Below are 16,167 nucleotides of genomic sequence, written 5' to 3' on the forward strand. Positions count from 1 at the left end.
TATAATTATGTTTTATAAATTCATCAACTCGATGAGCGCACATCTTAACGATAGATATTACACATAATGAAATTAACTTAGTTGCATATGCGATGTTAATTCAAAACATAATTAATGAAGGGTAGCTAATTGAGACATACAGTCAGAAAAATAAATGAAATCTGATGGTTAGTTAAATTTACTACTGGATAGTTTCGATAGATAGCATGCTTTCAGATCACCTCCTTTCTCATCAAACGAGAACCCAAAGACGCTAAATCGTCCGAGCATGACTTTGGGTTCAAAATAGTTCTCAAACTTACAAAATATTCAGACCAAAGACGCCTTTTACATCGAACAGTACCTTTTGCGTTCTTTCCCTAGAGACTTCGCTACCATTTCGCAAAATATCGATGAGCTGCGCTTTGTCATCTAGCAACTCAGATCTTCTTTCACGAATAGGACGAAGCATCTCTTGCAGACACTCTTCCAACACTTTCTTAGTTTGTCCATCGCCTAGCCCACCTCTTTGGTAATGGTCTTTTAGTTGACTGACATAGTTATCGTCTGTGTGAAAAGCATCAAGATAAGTGAACACGATATTGCCTTCTACCTTGCCTGGATCATCGATTCGCAGATGGTTTGGGTCGGTATACATGGATTTGACTGCAGCTCTGATCTCTTTCTCTGTTGCACCCAAATTAATGGCGTTGCCCATCGATTTAGACATCTTACTTTTACCATCAGTACTAGGGAGGCGAGATGCATTGCTGAGAAGCGACCTGCATTCATTCAAGATTGGTTTACCAGCAAGCGAGTTAACCTTTCTTACAATCTCATTGGTTTGTTCTAACATCGGCAGTTGGTCATCACCAACAGGCACTAAAGTCGCGTTAAAAGCAGTGATGTCTGCCGCCTGTGAGATTGGATAAGTGAGGAAGCCTGCTGGAATAGATCGTCCAAATTCCTTGTTCTGAATTTCACTTTTGACCGTTGGATTGCGTTCCAAGCGAGCGATAGAAACAAGATTGCTGTAGAACATGGTGAGCTCAGCTAACACCGGCAACTGTGATTGCAGACAAATCGTGGTCTTGGTCGGGTCGATTCCCACCGCAAGATAATCAGCGACTACATTGAGAATGTTGGAAGAAACCTTCGAAGGATTATGGGCGTTGTCGGTAAGCCCTTGCATGTCAGCGACCAATATCGTTTGGTCGTGAATATGCTGCAAAGAGACTCTCTGTTTAAGTGAACCGACGTAATGTCCCAAATGCAAAGGCCCAGTTGCTCTATCGCCAGTAAGAATGATTTCAGGCTTGTTGGTATGGCTGTTTGAATTGGTTTTCATGAGGTATCTCCAAGTTAGAAAGGCTACTGGAGATAAAAAGAGGCGACATTTTTGATGACATTCTTTAGCTACCGTCCAGCAGCTAAAGAATGTAAGTATTCCGTGCTGCTCTATTGAGAGCACCACCAAAAGAAAATTGAAGTTGAAGCAGAATTAAATTTCATGGTTAAAACCTATCAACAATACAGACGAGCGACAACTGTTATTTACGCGCACCAAGAAAATAGGTCTTAAGATTAATAGGTTATAGGCTTAATCTTTAACGGAACACAGCTCAGTGATTCGGTCACACATGGCTTGGTTGACTGTGAAGTGGGTGTTGAGGAACGCCAGTTGGGCAAGTGCCGATTCAGCCGTGCGCTTGTAACCTTGAGTAAAAGTTGGTAGCAATTGGGCAAACTTAGGAAAGCGCGCTTCTAGCCTTCTATCCGACATAAACTCATCAACGAATTCAGGCTCAGAATGTTCAGTTTGATCCACAAGATCGATCAAACGATCAAGTGCGTAAGATTGAACGAACCGACTTCCAGCCAGCTTTTCGCCTCGATTATAACGAGACATGCCGACATAGAGGTTGGTTAGTGCCTCACCAATGATCCACTCTTGGGAGTTAGCGTCTGACTCCCCTTTTACTATTGGAACACAACACTGCGTATCAAATTCTGGTTGCTGCCAAACAATGCGCCCTTCAGCAAATGGTATATGCGCTAACTCGTGGGGTTCAAACACCGCAAACTCGCAAAATATTCCGTCAGCGTACAGAACTTTATAGCCATCGACGGTGTTTCTCACCGCGTAGTCGATTGGGTGAATATCAGAGAGCCAATGCAAGCTGTCTAAGAAATACTGCTTGTGCCCTGTTTGTACTATCGCGAAAAAATCGACATCTGAATACTGATCAAGTCGTTCTGTCTCAATACCGACTGAGCCCAATCCCAATAAAGCATGAGCCTTACCGGATGCTTCCAAAGACTCCCCAATCGCATCTAAACGCTGTAGTAATTTTTCTGGTGTGTTTATGTGTCTTGTCTGCATCACTTTATCCGTTTGCATTGCTCAATCCCTATCAAGTTGAATGCCACTCAACCTAACTGATAGTTAGAACATCTAAGAAGCTTAATTTATAAAATATGTGTTTTGGATAACGATCTGCGCAAGTTATTGTTTGAATAACAACAGGATTTCGGAGTAAAAAAGAGTGCGTTCAACCGATAAACAACACTCTTCTCTCCTGACTTATCTGTTTAACAGCTTACATTTATAAACACCCAGTTTATAAACGATCAACTTACAAACGCTTTAGGGCTAAACCGACGATTTTTCCAAGTAAGCAGCCATTTCTTGCTCTGGCACCATACCACCACCAGTCGCCCAAACAAGGTGTGTCGCATCCGCTAGTGTCGACTCATCAATCTCTAGGCGATCAAGATATTCTCTATTCTGCTCAACATGAATCACTCCCGGCATGCCCGCGAGTGCTGAAGGCTCAAGTTGAATACCCTCTGCTTGGTTCAGTTCGCCTAACAATTGATACATGCGTTCATCGGTTAATGTGTAATAACCATCAAGCAAGCGCTCCATCGCGCGACCAACAAAGCCAGAAGCACGACCCACCGCTAAGCCGTCAGCAGCCGTTAGATTGTCGATGCCAAGATCTTGTACTGAAATTTGGTCATGCAAAGTCGTATGAACGCCAAGAAGCATACAAGGTGAATGGGTCGGCTCAGCAAAAACGCAGTGCACATGGTCGCCAAATGCCATCTTCAAGCCAAATGCAACACCACCGGGCCCGCCACCTACTCCACATGGCAAGTAGACAAATAATGGGTGTTGTTTATCGACAACTATTTGTTGCTGTTCAAATTGCTGCTTTAGTCGTTTTCCTGCCACTGAGTAACCAAGAAACAAGGTTTGCGAGTTTTCATCATCAATAAAGAAGCAACGTGGGTCTTGCTCCGCCTCTTTACGCCCTTGTTCTACCGCGACGCCATAGTCTTGTTCGTACTCGACTACGTTGACACCGTGCTCACGCAGTTTATTTTTCTTCCACGCTCTTGCATCAGCCGACATGTGTACCGAAACTGTAAAGCCCAACTTGGCGCTCATGATGCCAATCGACATTCCTAGATTCCCCGTAGAACCTACTGCAATGCTGTATTGTTTGAAGAAATCACGAAACTTAGGTTCAAGCAGTTTGCTGTAATCATCACTTTCACTGAGCAAGCCCGCTTCAATCACAAGTTTTTCGGCGTGCGTTAATACTTCATAGATACCGCCACGCGCTTTAATTGAACCCGAGATCGGTAAGTGACTGTCTTTTTTCATCATCAAACGCCCTTTTATTGGCTGCTGATAACGGGCTTCTAACGCTGATTTCATTGAAGGAATATCGATAAGTTCAGATTCAATAATGCCATTGGTCAATTGAGTTTCAGGAAACGCCTTCGCAAGATAGGGAGCAAACCTTTGTAACCTCGAACTCGCGTCGTGAATGTCTTCTTCGCCTAACCCCACATAAGGTAAACCCTGTTCTAACGTTGTAATGCTTGGGTTAAACCAACTTACCTCTTCCAGCGCTACAAGTTGTTCCAAGAGCGGAAAGTCGTCAATAAGCTTATCTATGTCTAATTCGCTGTCTAAGCTTAATTCGCTATCTAGGTTTAACTCAGCATCGAGTTTCAATTCAGTCATGGGTTACCTTCTCTGGCATAGAGCAATCTGCTCTCGTTCAATCACTTGGTTTAACGCTATTTAAACGGTATTTGTGTAATCATTCAATGGCCTGTAGGCTAGCACTTCTTGTCATAAGCAAACAGTAGAGCAATCTATGAGCGCCTCACTTCGTAACAGCATTTTCGTCATGCTCGGGATTCTATTCTTGGCTCTTAACCTTCGCGGGCCCTTTACGAGCTTGGCTCCTGTGCTTTCTCAGGTTATGGAAGGCCTCAACCTAACGTCTTCTGCTGCTGGCTTCTTAACGGCTTTGCCATTGTTAACTTTTGCCTTGTTCTCACCATTAGTCACCAAGATATCTCAACGAATAGGCCTAGAACCTAGCTTACTATTAGGCTTAGTTCTGATTACGACGGGGATCACTCTGCGATCTTTTGGAGTTATTACTACCTTGTATATAGGTACTGTGATGATCGGTATTGGTATCGCGATTGGTAACGTGTTGTTGCCCGTTGTAGTGAAAATTAGCTTCCCAACACGTATTGCGACGGTCACCTCTTTGTACATCTTTACGATGGGCATCGGCTCGACGTTAGGCTCAAGTTTGATGGTACCGTTTTCAAATCTAACCTTATTCACCATCACGGGTTGGCAATTAGCACTGTTAATGAATATAGTGTTCCCAATGTTAGCTCTGATGATCTGGTTACCTAAAGTCAGAAAGCGCTCTTCTTCTACGGCCAGTAACAAGCATCAAGAAACGCCGATTCCGATGAAAAAGATGATCAAGAGTGGCGTTGCATGGCAAGTAACATTGGCTCTTGGGCTGAATTCATTCACGTTTTATTCTTTGGCGGGTTGGCTGCCACAGATCTTGAACGACCTTGGCTACAGCGAAATTGACGCGGGCTACATTTATGGATTTCTACAATTTTCGACGATGGTTCCGGGATTGCTGTTACTGCCGTTCTTAGGTAAGAGCGATAACCAACAATGGCTCATTACGCTTTGTACTTCGAGTGTATTTATTGGATTAATTGGGCTGCTGTATTTGCCTGAGTTTGCGATCTTTTGGGTGGGACTCTTTGGATTAGCCAACTGCTCTACGTTTATTATCGCGCTCTCTTTTGTTGGCCTGAGAACATCGAATAGCAGCCAAGCCGCATCATTGTCGGGTATGGCTCAGGGAATCGGTTATGCGTTGGCAGCCACTGGTCCAACGCTGGTGGGTAAGCTTCATGCTCAAACCGATTCTTGGAGCGTTCCTATTCTGCTGATCGCATCTGTTGCATTTGCGTGCACGATTTTTGCGGCATTGGCAGCACGAGACAAAAAAGTGAGCGTTTAGGACAAACAGAATGGTTATGATGTCGCGACTTTATTGCTCGCGACTCTATTTGCTCGCGACTCTATGGCTGACGACGGTTTTGATGTATTCACTTGGCGACAAACCAAACTTGCCTTTAAAGCGCTGGCTAAAACGCCCTTCCGATTGGTAACCGCAAGACTGAGCCAACATCGCCACGTTCTGTTGTCCATTTTGCATCAGATAAAGCGCGTGACTCAACCGAACTTCAGCCAGTACCTCACGATATTGCATGCCTTCAAGTTTCAATTTACGGATAAGCGTGGCGCGGCTCATCGCAAAGCGCTCTGCTACCGACTCTAACGGATGCTTCTCATCTGGTGAATGTGAAAGGTAATGGCTGAGCTTTTGGCTAAAAGAGACGTTGGCACTGACAAACAATCGATGCAACACCCCTTTTTCGGCTAATTGCTGGTATAAGCCCTGCAACCAAAACTGCTGAGTCTCTTTGCTCATGCTCTGTGTATCAAACGAGAACAACGCATTGAGTGAGTCTTGTAAGTTTCTATTCGCTTTAACTGAAGGCAGCCCCAGATCATTAGAGCGTTCCTCACTTAAATCAAGCATCCATTGAGATGGTTGGAATTGAAAGCTGAATACTCGCGACAAGAAACGTCCTTTGTGAGGCATATTCTCAAAACTCAATGACGCTGATGCCTCACACAACAGCAGCTCTGAATGTGAGAGTTCTGCCGTTGAGTCTTTCCAAAACAGGCGCTTACTGCCTGTAATGATCTGAATGATACTAGGGGATAGAATCCTCACATTGCGCAGTTTTTGTAACTGCTCTGCACGAAAGATCGTTACTTGATATTGATGATTCATCACATCCCCTTGTTTACTTATTATGTACGTACATAAGCCATTAACGTGTGTAAGTTGTAGTCAGTTTCGCTTTATCTAAAGCCATGCTGTTCAACGTGAATCCAACCACAGCCGATGGCGTGTTTTCGTCTAGGTTGAGCTTATCCGTTGGCAATGCCCAAACCGTGAATTGATAACGGTGCATGCCATCTTTTTCTGGAGGACAAGCGCCACCAAAACCTACCGTTCCATAATCTATACGACCCTCTTTGCCACCCACTTTAGAGATATCGACACCGCGAGGTAGCTCGCTCACTGTCGCTGGAATATCAAACGCCACCCAATGCCAGAAACCACTTTCAGTTGGTGCATCTGGATCATAAGCCGTGATTGCAAAGCTTTTGGTTCCTGCTGGAGCATCTTTCCACATCAACTGCGGTGACAAGTTCTCGCCATCACAGCCCCAACTTGAATATTCAAACGTCTTCGCCATTGGGTGACCTTCTTGAATATCATTACTCGTTAATTCGAATGCCTGAGCCGAGCCCGCTGTTAAGATACTAAGTGCCAATACTGATTTAATGAGTGTTTTCATGGTGGTTCCTCTGATTAGGTATGAGCCCAGTATAGTCCCCTCCACCCGCCCAATAATGACAATAAGTACACAATTATCTAGTTTAACCCATTCAAATGATACTTACTGTATTTTTAATTTATTCTTATAAAACATGACCCACTCGACAATTTGTTGTTAAAGGAACACTTGTTGACATTCAGGTTACAAATCACGTCCAAAACTCTTTAGACTCGCCCCACGACTTTTAACGAGAATGATTGGATGCGCAGGTTTACCTTAGCCCTTGGCTTGATCTTTTGGCTCCCAACTCTAGCCAATGCCCAAAGTTTGCAAGACAAGTGGCAAACCCTGTATCAACTGAGCTGGCAATCATCCCCAATCCTAGTATCTCAACAAGAGTTGGCTCAGTATCCGAAAGTTCTGCTTCATGAACGTAGCCGCTATCCTGATTTCAACCAATTCAATTGGGACGACATCGCAGCGTTAGCGTCAATACAAGATCACTGCCGAGCGATTGAAAGCAATAACCCTTCGTTAGATGACGCCATCGAGTTTGAGCTCGCTTTGTGTCAGCAACAAGCATTGGATTCCATTTGGTTTGCAGCACACTCCAAACGACACCCTGCAGGTAGCAGTTTTGCTGATCGTTATTTAGCCGCTTACCCAGATGTGACCGAGCAGATACGCCCATTTTTGAGTCTTACCAACCCTCAGCACCCTTTATATAGCAAGCTAGAAAACCTAAGTGCACAAGGCAGAGAAGCACTGCTCAGTGGATACCGAGCTTGGCAACAGGACGATGTGCTTTGGTTAAGTGGCGAGCAAGGCTGGAAAGCCATTCCCTTAGATGTTTGGCAACCTATTGCAGAGCGGCAAGAGGTATCTTTGACGGGTGAAACCTGTACTTTTCGTTACAGCAACGTGTGCTTAAGCGAGCCTAGCAATGACAATCTGATCATGAAAACCTTGATCTTTACATTGCTGTTAACGTTGCTTTCCGGACTCGGTAGAGTCTTATACCTAAGAACAAAACAACGAAAAGAGAGGCAGTTCGTTTTACAGCTTCTTACTCATGAACTGCGCACGCCAATTACTAGCCTAGGTCTAACCGTCGAGATGTTTAGAAATCGCTACGATGACTTTTCTGATGAAACTCAAAATGCGGTTTGGCGTTTAATATCCGACTATCAACGGCTATCTCAGCTCACTGAAAACAGTAAAGTGTATCTAAGTGCGGATCAGTCGGAGCCTTTATTAAAGCAGAACGCATCCTTAGAAGAGTGGCTCGATCATGTATGTGAAAAGCACAATATCGAGTATCAATGTGATTCAAGTGATGCTGAACTTAACCTACCGTATTACTGGCTAACCATCTGCTTAGATAACTTGATTAAGAACGCTAAACAGCACGGTATAGGTGAGGTTTTGGTCAAGGTAGAACTCGCTGATAAGCTCAGGATTGAGGTGCAAGACGAAGGTCACTTCCCTTCTTTTCTGCAACGGTTCGTATCTCGAGCAACACCGAATACCAATCACAGACAAGACAACATGGGCATTGGCCTCACTATTGTCGAACACTTGATGAAACAAGCGAATGGCCGTCTCATTATTCTTCGTAACCCAACCCGATGTATTTTGGAAATAGCTTATGAACACCCTACTGCTGATTGAAGACGACCATCTGCTTGGACAAGGCCTCGTCAGCTTCTTTGAGTCCAATGGTTACCCATGCCTTTGGGCGAAGGATTCAGAGAGTGCCAGTAAGCAATGGTTCCGCGCCGATCTAGTGATACTGGATCGACAACTCGAAGACGGTGACAGCTTGCGACACCTGCCGAATTGGCTACTCCTCAAAGCGCTTCCTGTGATTGTGCTGACCGCTAAAGTAGAAGTTCAACAACGTGTTGAAGGTTTAATGGCAGGTGCCAAAGATTACGTCACTAAACCTTTCTCAAACGAGGAGTTGCTTGCTCGAGTCATTACCCAACTTCGTCCGTTAGGGGTGAGCCAACTAAATTACGCCAACATTGAAGTCCGCTTGTCTGAACGAATCGCTTATTTGGATGAAAGCCCGATCACGTTAAAACCTAAAGAGTTCCAGTTATTGGTCTTGTTTGTTCAGAACCAAAGTCGTGTGTTTCATCGTGATGAGTTACTCAATAAGATTTGGGGTTATCAAGCCTTTCCAAGTACCCGAACCGTGGATAATCACATCCTACGCTTGCGCCAGAAGCTTCCACCCCTAAAGATCGAAACACATCGCGGCGTTGGTTACCGCTTAGCTGGGGAATCATAATGAGAGTCACTTCGTTAATCGCATTGATCTGCGCTTTGCCGTTTGCGTGTCACGCCGCTTGGTTTACCAACACGCCATTACAACATACGTATCAATCTCTACTTGATGAACAACCTCAAGTTGCGTGGCAAGAGCTTCAAATCGCACTCGACCAACAAACGCTCGATAGTGAGCTTTGGTTGCCAGTTAAACAAGAGATACTGAGCCAAACTCAATGCGGAACTTCACTAAGACAAAACACTGAGACGAAACATCACATTCAAGTTAGCTTCATTCGACGCTACGGCTTGTCATCGCAAGGTTATCAAATCAAAGTCGCTGCAGAACAACTCAGTGAAGACATAAAAATCCAAACACAACCTATCTCTCTGGTCTCCCCTAAAGGTAAAGTCCTTCTCGATGGACAACTCGCTTCTAACAATGAGTATCAAGAGATTGAGACCAGTGAAATGTTTATCAAACCCGAATCTGGTGTTTATCAACTAAGGGTAGGTTCGAACCACTATCCTATTGTTGTCGCTTTAGACAACAGCAAGCGATGGTTAACACTCGAAAGTAAACTCAGCGAACCACATATCGTGATCACGCCACCGAAGGTGATCGACAACTGCCCTAACGCCAATGTGAGTTGGCAATGGTTTGATGCTAACTACAACCTGTTAGGTTACAAAGTGCCAATCAAGACAGCACAAGCACCCGTTCCCACAGAAAGCCCGCTAGGGACTAATGCTAAACATTTGAGTGCCTCGGTTGAAATGTTTGAATACCAAGGTGCGATTGAAGTCCAATATGTACAGCGTGTCGCGGTGCCTTTCTAATGGAATGCATGCAGAAGAAGATTCGAAACTAGGTAATGCAGAAAATAGAGACATATAGGTGACAAAGCACTAGCGCTACTTGGGTGTAATAACCGTACTTACCTTTTACGGAATCTTGATATGCTCAGTGTACGTCACCCACTCAATCTTTCTACTTGTGCCATTGTAGCTTTAACAACAGCTTGTCTGTTTTCATCCAATGCACAAGCGAGCCAAATAACGCTAACCAGTAATAGCAGCGTCAGCGCTAACACCACTACCAACAATACCGTCTCTATTTCATCGAATACTTTAGAGATAGATTGGAACGGCTTAAGCGTTAACAGCGGCGCTCTCACCGTTGATAGCCAACCACAGAAAGTGACGAATCTAGTCATTGGTCTTTCCGATAAAACTAACTCAGCAAGGACCGCAACTTGGACCTTAGTACCTAGTGGGATAAACGTTGAGGCAGAGCTTAATCAAGATCAACTCACTTTTCAGTTCAGCTTCCCTTCAAATATACAGGTGAAACGTAACCAGCCCGTAGAGTTGGCGTGGTTTGATCTTGCAGAAAAACAAACTCAGACCCTATTTCTTCCTTTTAGCGAAGGCATGCGTGTACCTACAGATAACAAGCTTTGGGGGAGTTATCTAGTCGACAACCATTCTGGAAGCAACACCACTCAAGACCTAAAGATGCCTTTTTGGACAGCACAACATAACGACCACTTCATTAGCTATCAGATGATTAATGCAACCAACAATCGACTGCTCTTTTCAGATGCATCCTCTAATGCTTCCTCAAATACAAAGACCAAAATTGATATGAAGGCATCACACCAATTTACGATGCTCAATCAGTCACAGCCTTTTATTGTTAGTATCACCCTCGGAGACTCGTGGTTAGATGGTGCCAAACAGTACCGAGATTGGCGCATCAATAATGACCAGTCTGAAACACTTGTAGCAAAGCAAAAGCGCAATCCAGATGTGAGTAAGTTGATCGGCGCGAGCCACGTTTATTTGTTTGGCAAAGATCCACTAAGCGTCCAAGATGTAAGCGACTGGTGGGGATTGAAAAGCTGGTATCTAAAGGGCTCTAAACTCAACGTTTCCAAGGAAGCAAAAAGAGAGCTTTCATCACTCTCCAAGGGTAAAAATTGGTTCAGTCAGTACCACAAACAGTTATTGTTGAACTCTATTAGCCAGTCGTTGCAGGTGTTATTTCCAATCGGTAATCCGACACTCGAAAACAACACGATTAAAGCTCAATACGTGGCAGCGCAGAATAAGAAGAACTGGTTGCTAGAGCACGCTTCCCCTTACCTAAACTCGTCAGACACTTGGGGACAAGCGTTGTCTTCAGGCATGGTAACCAACCTAAATAAGGCAGGCTTAAACAAACTTTGGCTCGGATTTGATAATTGGATGCCAGCATTCTATCAACCTAACGCTGTGGGTCTGGCAAAACAGTCAGGATATCTGGTCGGCACCTATGACTCCTACAACACAGCCATTCCTGCGAAGCTGAACGACAACTGGCTAACCGCTCAATTACCAGAGCCGATGCGTCAAAGTTGTGCCATTGAATTAGCGGATGGCAGCCTAAAAAAAGGGTTTCGAGGTAACGGATTCTATCTCAATCCGAATTGCCATTTAGATTACGTAAAGCAGCGCGCTCAAGACATTATGAAATTCGGCAACTTCAACAGCTTGTTCTTAGATGTTGATGCGACGGCAATGGCACGTGAGGACTACCGCGATAACACCAGTGAGTCGGATATACTTTCTGCCTTCAATAACCGAATGCAGTGGCTTAGCGAGCAACCATCGTTAGTATTAGGATCTGAAGACGGCAACAGCCTAACAACAAAAGGCATCGCGTTTGTGCACGGCTTAGAAACGGTTGGTTTTGGCTGGACAGATAAAGACATGAAAGAGAATCGCCGATCTCCCTATTACTTAGGTCGTTGGTACCCAGACCACAAGCCTGACTTCTTCTTTAAACCCGCCGAGGTTAAAGACTCCTACAAATCGCTACTGTTTTCGCCTCAATACCGAATTCCGTTATACCAAGCCGTTTTCCACGATGAAGTGATCAATACGCACCATTGGCACTCAGACAGCCTTAAATTCACTAATGTACGAGCAGAACGTGACTTAACCGCCATGCTGTACAACACACCACCGATGGTTCACTTGACCAGAGATGAAGCTTTATCAAGTTCAAGCACGAGAATCAAAGCATTGAAACACTATCAAGATGGCTTTGAACCGATGCACGAACAGTTATGGGATAAACAGTTGGTCGATTTCGACTGGTTAGACAAAAGCGGCGAAGTTCAACAAACCGAGTTCAGTGACGGGAGTAAGATCATTGCCAACTTCTCCAACAAGACCTTTCGTCACGATAACATTGATATTGCGGCCCTGTCGGTCAAAGCTATATTGGCGAATGGACAAGTCGTCGATTGGCAGTCAACTTATCATTAGCTTCGATACGCTTTAGGCAAAAGCGATTAATAGGAAGCCTAAGCACTTATTTACCCGCTAATGTTCAGCCCGTTACTTGTGCTTCCTATTTTGAAAGGCAGTCAGTAGATAGTCGATAAAGACCTTTTTACGTTTCGGCATCAACTGCCTGTCTGCATACACTAGGCTTACTGAAACTTCTGGCATCTCATATTCAGGTAACAAACGAATCAGCTTACCTGTCTTGAAGTGTTCCCGACAAATGAATTCAGGAAGTACCGCCAAGCCGAGCCCATCCACACACGCTGTTAGGCATGCCGTGATGGTATTCACCCGCAACTGACACGGTAGATCGATCAAAATCGACTCTCCGCCTTCTAATTGTAAATGCCACTTGGGTAGACGCGCCGCCTTGTTCACCACCTCAATCATTCTGAATGGTGGTTCAAGATCATCGGGTGAAGAGATTTCATCGAACTGCTCTAAATACTCAGGGCTGGCTACCAATACACGCTTCGATGTTGTGAGGTAGCGAGAAACCAAGCTCGAATCCACCAGCTCACCAATTTGCGCGTAAAGATCGATCCCCTCCGCAATGATGTCGACTTCTCGATTCGACAGTTCTAAGTTCAAAGTCACGTTTGGGTGCTCTTTTAGGAAACTGTGGATGTATGTGGCTAATACTTGATGTCCCAATTCGACAGGCAACACAACATTCAACTGCCCTCGGATCAAATCCTGATTGGCAGAAACCTCTAACTCAGCTTGGTTCATGATCTCTTGCATCTGCATACTCGACTGATAAAAGCGCTCACCCTCTGGCGTTAAAACTAAACTTCGTGTCGAACGAGTGATCAACCTCACACCTAGATGCTGCTCTAGCTCGTCAAGCTTTCGGCTGACGGTCGACTTGGTCATGTTCAATGCTTCAGCTGCATGCGTGAAACTCCCACAATCAACAACTTGTGTAAAAACAGTCACAGCATTTAAGTCCATCGTACTTCTCCCAAAGCCCTATTAGTAAGATTATTGCAACAGTGTTTCCTTTTTTTCCTATCTTATCAATCAATCGAATTCATTTACAATTCGTTACATCTAAATAAGAACAAAATGAGAAATAAAAAATGACAGAGAACAACAACGCTTCGCAATCAGTAAGCACAAAAAAACGTAAAAAAGCCCCACTTATTGCTACTGCGATCATGCTGTCATTAGGTCTAGCTGGCGCCGGATATTGGTACGGCTATGGCCAATACTTTGAATCTACCGACAATGCCTACCTACAAGGCGACATCACTAATATTAGCCCGAAGGTGTCGGGTTATATTGTTAAGTCTTACGTGAGTGATAACCAATCGGTTAAACAAGGTGACTTGTTGGTTCAAATTGATGATCGTGATTACCAATCTGCACTTGCTCAGGCGAATGCGCATTTAAGCGTCGTTCAATCAAGCGTACACAACCTTATCGCTCAACAAACGTTACAACGTAGCCAAATAAATCAAGCTGACAGCCGTGTTGATTCCGCGCAAGCTGAATACGAGCGTGCAATCCAACAAGTCGTGCGTTCTCGTAGCTTATTAAAGCGTAACTATGCTTCGCAAGATGAAGTCGACAGCATGGTCGCACAACAAAAAGTCACCCAAGCAGAACTTGAAGAAGCGAAAGCAAACCTTGTCGCAAGTAATGATCAACTAATCGTGATTGCGAGTGAAATCGAACAAGCAAACGCATCCGTGACTGAGGCTCAAGCACAAAGAGATCAAGCACAACTTAACCTTGATTACACCAAAGTTTACGCGCCAGCGGATGGCGTGATTGGTAAACGTAGCGTCCGCGAAGGCTTGCTGATTCAAGCAGGCGCACCACTTATGAGCTTGGTACCAAACAACCAAGTGTGGATTGAAGCTAACTTCAAAGAGACACAGCTAAGCGGCATTCACAAAGGCCAATCCGTAGAAGTTGAATTAGATGCCTTCCCGGGACAACCACTCGAAGGCGTTGTCGACAGCTTCTCCCCTGCGACTGGTGCAAAGTTTGCGCTACTGCCGCCAGAAAACGCGACAGGTAACTTCACTAAAATCGTTCAACGTGTACCGGTGAAAATCATCATTCCAGATCAGCAAGAATTGAAAGGTCGACTGCTTCCTGGTTTGTCTGTGGTAGCGACCATCGATAAACGAGGCTAGACCATGAGTAACGCTGGTGTTGTCACCCACACTAATGATGATGGCGAGGTTTCAAGACGTCATTGGATCGCCCTATTTGGCGGTTTGATTGGCGCGTTTATGGCGATTTTGGATATTCAGATCACCAACTCGTCTCTTAAAGATATTCAAGGTGCGCTATCTGCCACCTTAGATGAAAGCTCGTGGATCTCTACGTCTTATCTTGTCGCAGAGATGATCGCTATCCCACTCAGTGGTTGGCTTTCTAAAGCGCTCGGTAAACGCCGTTATATCACGTGGACGACGGCCATTTTCACCATTTCATCTTTGTTGTGTTCGTTCTCTTGGAATATGACCTCGATGATCGTATTCCGAGCGATGCAAGGCTTCAGTGGTGGCGCTTTAATCCCGCTTGCTTTCTCGTTAGTGATTCAGTTATTGCCTGTTAACAAACGTGCTGTGGGTATGGCACTGTTTGGCGTAACCGCGACCTTTGCTCCATCGATCGGCCCAACATTTGGTGGTTGGTTGACGGAGAACTTTTCATGGCACTATATTTTCTACATCAATATTCCGCCTGCTTTGCTTGTGATCACCATGATCCGATATGGTTTGGATGATGAAAAGCTCGACCTTGGCACCCTGAAAAAAGCCGACTGGTTTGGTATCGCGACCATGGCGTTAGGGCTAGGTTGCTTGGAAGTGGTACTAGAAGAAGGTAACCGTGAAGAGTGGTTCAGTTCGAGCTTTATTATTGGCTTGAGTATCGTCTCGGCGGTGAGTTTGGTTTACTTTGTGATAAACGAACTCCAACACAAAAAGCCATTGGTTAACCTGCGGCTATTGCGGGATGGGCAGTTTGCTATGTCTTGTATCGCCTATTTGATTTTGGGGATGGCGTTGCTTGGCTCTATCTATGTGCTGCCGATGTATCTCACTCAAATTCAGCAATATAACGCGATGGAAATTGGTGAAGTGCTAATGTGGATGGGTTTCCCACAGCTTCTGATATTCCCAATTGTGCCCAAGCTAACACAGATAATTAAGCCTAAGTACTTGGTGACCTTTGGCTTCGCAATGTTCGGTTTCAGTTGTTACGTGAATACGCACATGACAATCGATTTTGGTGGCCAACAGCTGATTTTGTCTATGGTTCTGCGCGCTATCGGTAGCCCATTTATTATGGTTCCGCTGTCTTTGGTTGCCATGAAAAACATCAGCAAAATGGACACGCCAGACGCATCAACGTTAACCAACGTAATGAGAAACTTAGGTGGCGCTTTCAGCATCGCGATTATCGCTACGCTATTGGATAACAAAACCCGTGAGCATCTGGCTCACATCAAGGAGTCGCTACCTTCTGTGAGTCAACTTGGTTGGCAGACGCTTCAGCAACAACAAGCGTTTTTCATTCAGTCAGGAAGTGATGCCGCAACGGCGATGCAACAAGCGCAAGCAAGCTTACTTGGTACAATGCAACGTGACGCTGCCATCATGGCTTACAACGATGTGTTCTTAATGATGACGGCGTTCTTGGCTCTAGCGGCAGTATTGATTTTTAACATGCGTGATTAGCGCTAGTTTTTTAGTTAGTAAAGCTTCAAAAAAGGCTACATTTCGGATAAAAAATCGAGTAAGAAAACAGAGAGGTAAGCTTATCGGCTTACCTCTTTTTTATTTCTAA

13 protein-coding genes are annotated in these 16,167 nt (G+C 44.7%); 7 read left to right on the top strand and 6 right to left on the bottom strand.

Annotated features, from left to right (window positions below; genetic code table 11):
- Positions 1–298 precede the first annotated feature (298 nt).
- The 3 genes from trpS to NX845_RS04765 all read right to left on the bottom strand — a co-directional run bounded on the left by trpS (position 299) and on the right by NX845_RS04765 (position 4,018).
- Positions 299–1,327, bottom strand: a complete 1,029-nt coding sequence (gene trpS / locus NX845_RS04755) for a tryptophan--tRNA ligase (RefSeq protein WP_260256581.1) — start codon at positions 1,325–1,327, stop codon at positions 299–301.
- Positions 1,328–1,579: 252 nt separating this feature from the next.
- Complete coding sequence (locus NX845_RS04760) at positions 1,580–2,380, bottom strand: hypothetical protein (RefSeq protein ID WP_260256583.1); 801 nt, start codon at positions 2,378–2,380, stop codon at positions 1,580–1,582.
- A gap of 252 nt (positions 2,381–2,632) precedes the next feature.
- A complete protein-coding gene (locus tag NX845_RS04765) occupies positions 2,633–4,018 on the bottom strand; it encodes a D-serine ammonia-lyase (RefSeq protein WP_102503713.1) in 1,386 nt (461 codons plus the stop codon).
- A gap of 136 nt (positions 4,019–4,154) precedes the next feature.
- Between NX845_RS04765 and NX845_RS04770 the strand changes: the two genes are divergently transcribed.
- The gene (locus NX845_RS04770; protein WP_102503714.1) at positions 4,155–5,348 is read left to right on the top strand and encodes an MFS transporter; all 1,194 of its coding nucleotides are present in this window, start codon (positions 4,155–4,157) and stop codon (positions 5,346–5,348) included.
- Between the two features lie 45 nt (positions 5,349–5,393).
- Here NX845_RS04770 and NX845_RS04775 read toward each other — a convergent pair whose 3' ends face one another.
- Positions 5,394–6,191 carry a helix-turn-helix transcriptional regulator gene (locus NX845_RS04775; protein WP_260256584.1) on the bottom strand — a complete coding sequence of 266 codons (798 nt, stop codon included), beginning with the start codon at positions 6,189–6,191 and terminating at the stop codon, positions 5,394–5,396.
- A 40-nt stretch (positions 6,192–6,231) separates the two neighbouring features.
- Entirely contained in the window at positions 6,232–6,765 is a 534-nt protein-coding gene (locus NX845_RS04780) for a YbhB/YbcL family Raf kinase inhibitor-like protein (RefSeq protein WP_029222229.1), read from the bottom strand.
- A gap of 243 nt (positions 6,766–7,008) precedes the next feature.
- Between NX845_RS04780 and NX845_RS04785 the strand changes: the two genes are divergently transcribed.
- From NX845_RS04785 to NX845_RS04800, 4 genes are all read left to right on the top strand, one after another.
- Positions 7,009–8,418 carry a sensor histidine kinase gene (locus NX845_RS04785; protein ID WP_260256585.1) on the top strand — a complete coding sequence of 470 codons (1,410 nt, stop codon included), beginning with the start codon at positions 7,009–7,011 and terminating at the stop codon, positions 8,416–8,418.
- The gene (locus NX845_RS04790) at positions 8,396–9,043 is read left to right on the top strand and encodes a response regulator transcription factor (RefSeq protein ID WP_260256586.1); all 648 of its coding nucleotides are present in this window, start codon (positions 8,396–8,398) and stop codon (positions 9,041–9,043) included. The genes NX845_RS04785 and NX845_RS04790 overlap by 23 nt, the downstream gene beginning before the upstream one ends.
- Complete coding sequence (locus NX845_RS04795; RefSeq protein WP_260256587.1) at positions 9,043–9,861, top strand: DUF2861 family protein; 819 nt, start codon at positions 9,043–9,045, stop codon at positions 9,859–9,861. Before NX845_RS04790 ends, NX845_RS04795 begins: the two co-directional genes overlap by 1 nt.
- Before the next feature lie 120 nt (positions 9,862–9,981).
- Positions 9,982–12,336: a glycoside hydrolase gene (locus NX845_RS04800; protein WP_260256588.1), complete on the top strand. Its 2,355-nt coding sequence runs from the start codon at positions 9,982–9,984 to the stop codon at positions 12,334–12,336.
- A gap of 72 nt (positions 12,337–12,408) precedes the next feature.
- Here NX845_RS04800 and NX845_RS04805 read toward each other — a convergent pair whose 3' ends face one another.
- Positions 12,409–13,311, bottom strand: a complete 903-nt coding sequence (locus tag NX845_RS04805; protein ID WP_017094012.1) for a LysR family transcriptional regulator — start codon at positions 13,309–13,311, stop codon at positions 12,409–12,411.
- A gap of 128 nt (positions 13,312–13,439) precedes the next feature.
- Here NX845_RS04805 and NX845_RS04810 point away from each other — a divergent pair, with 128 nt between their 5' ends.
- Together NX845_RS04810 and NX845_RS04815 are read left to right on the top strand one after the other, a co-directional pair.
- Positions 13,440–14,504, top strand: coding sequence for an HlyD family secretion protein (locus NX845_RS04810; protein WP_017094011.1), 1,065 nt, complete (start codon positions 13,440–13,442; stop codon positions 14,502–14,504).
- A 3-nt stretch (positions 14,505–14,507) separates the two neighbouring features.
- On the top strand, positions 14,508–16,058 hold the full coding sequence (locus NX845_RS04815) for a DHA2 family efflux MFS transporter permease subunit (RefSeq protein WP_004730582.1): 1,551 nt from the start codon (positions 14,508–14,510) through the stop codon (positions 16,056–16,058).
- Positions 16,059–16,167 lie beyond the last annotated feature (109 nt).

The sequence above is a fragment of the Vibrio sp. NC2 genome (assembly GCF_025195005.1).
Taxonomy (GTDB): domain Bacteria; phylum Pseudomonadota; class Gammaproteobacteria; order Enterobacterales; family Vibrionaceae; genus Vibrio; species Vibrio splendidus.

What these genes read in the sequence shown, in the direction of transcription:
- trpS (WP_260256581.1), bottom strand. Translation starts at nt 1,327, where the DNA reads ATGAAAACCAATTCAAACAGCCATACCAACAAGCCTGAAATCATTCTT.
- NX845_RS04760 (WP_260256583.1), bottom strand. Translation starts at nt 2,380, where the DNA reads ATGCAAACGGATAAAGTGATGCAGACAAGACACATAAACACACCAGAA.
- NX845_RS04765 (WP_102503713.1), bottom strand. Translation starts at nt 4,018, where the DNA reads ATGACTGAATTGAAACTCGATGCTGAGTTAAACCTAGATAGCGAATTA.
- NX845_RS04770 (WP_102503714.1), top strand. Translation starts at nt 4,155, where the DNA reads ATGAGCGCCTCACTTCGTAACAGCATTTTCGTCATGCTCGGGATTCTA.
- NX845_RS04775 (WP_260256584.1), bottom strand. Translation starts at nt 6,191, where the DNA reads ATGAATCATCAATATCAAGTAACGATCTTTCGTGCAGAGCAGTTACAA.
- NX845_RS04780 (WP_029222229.1), bottom strand. Translation starts at nt 6,765, where the DNA reads ATGAAAACACTCATTAAATCAGTATTGGCACTTAGTATCTTAACAGCG.
- NX845_RS04785 (WP_260256585.1), top strand. Translation starts at nt 7,009, where the DNA reads ATGCGCAGGTTTACCTTAGCCCTTGGCTTGATCTTTTGGCTCCCAACT.
- NX845_RS04790 (WP_260256586.1), top strand. Translation starts at nt 8,396, where the DNA reads ATGAACACCCTACTGCTGATTGAAGACGACCATCTGCTTGGACAAGGC.
- NX845_RS04795 (WP_260256587.1), top strand. Translation starts at nt 9,043, where the DNA reads ATGAGAGTCACTTCGTTAATCGCATTGATCTGCGCTTTGCCGTTTGCG.
- NX845_RS04800 (WP_260256588.1), top strand. Translation starts at nt 9,982, where the DNA reads ATGCTCAGTGTACGTCACCCACTCAATCTTTCTACTTGTGCCATTGTA.
- NX845_RS04805 (WP_017094012.1), bottom strand. Translation starts at nt 13,311, where the DNA reads ATGGACTTAAATGCTGTGACTGTTTTTACACAAGTTGTTGATTGTGGG.
- NX845_RS04810 (WP_017094011.1), top strand. Translation starts at nt 13,440, where the DNA reads ATGACAGAGAACAACAACGCTTCGCAATCAGTAAGCACAAAAAAACGT.
- NX845_RS04815 (WP_004730582.1), top strand. Translation starts at nt 14,508, where the DNA reads ATGAGTAACGCTGGTGTTGTCACCCACACTAATGATGATGGCGAGGTT.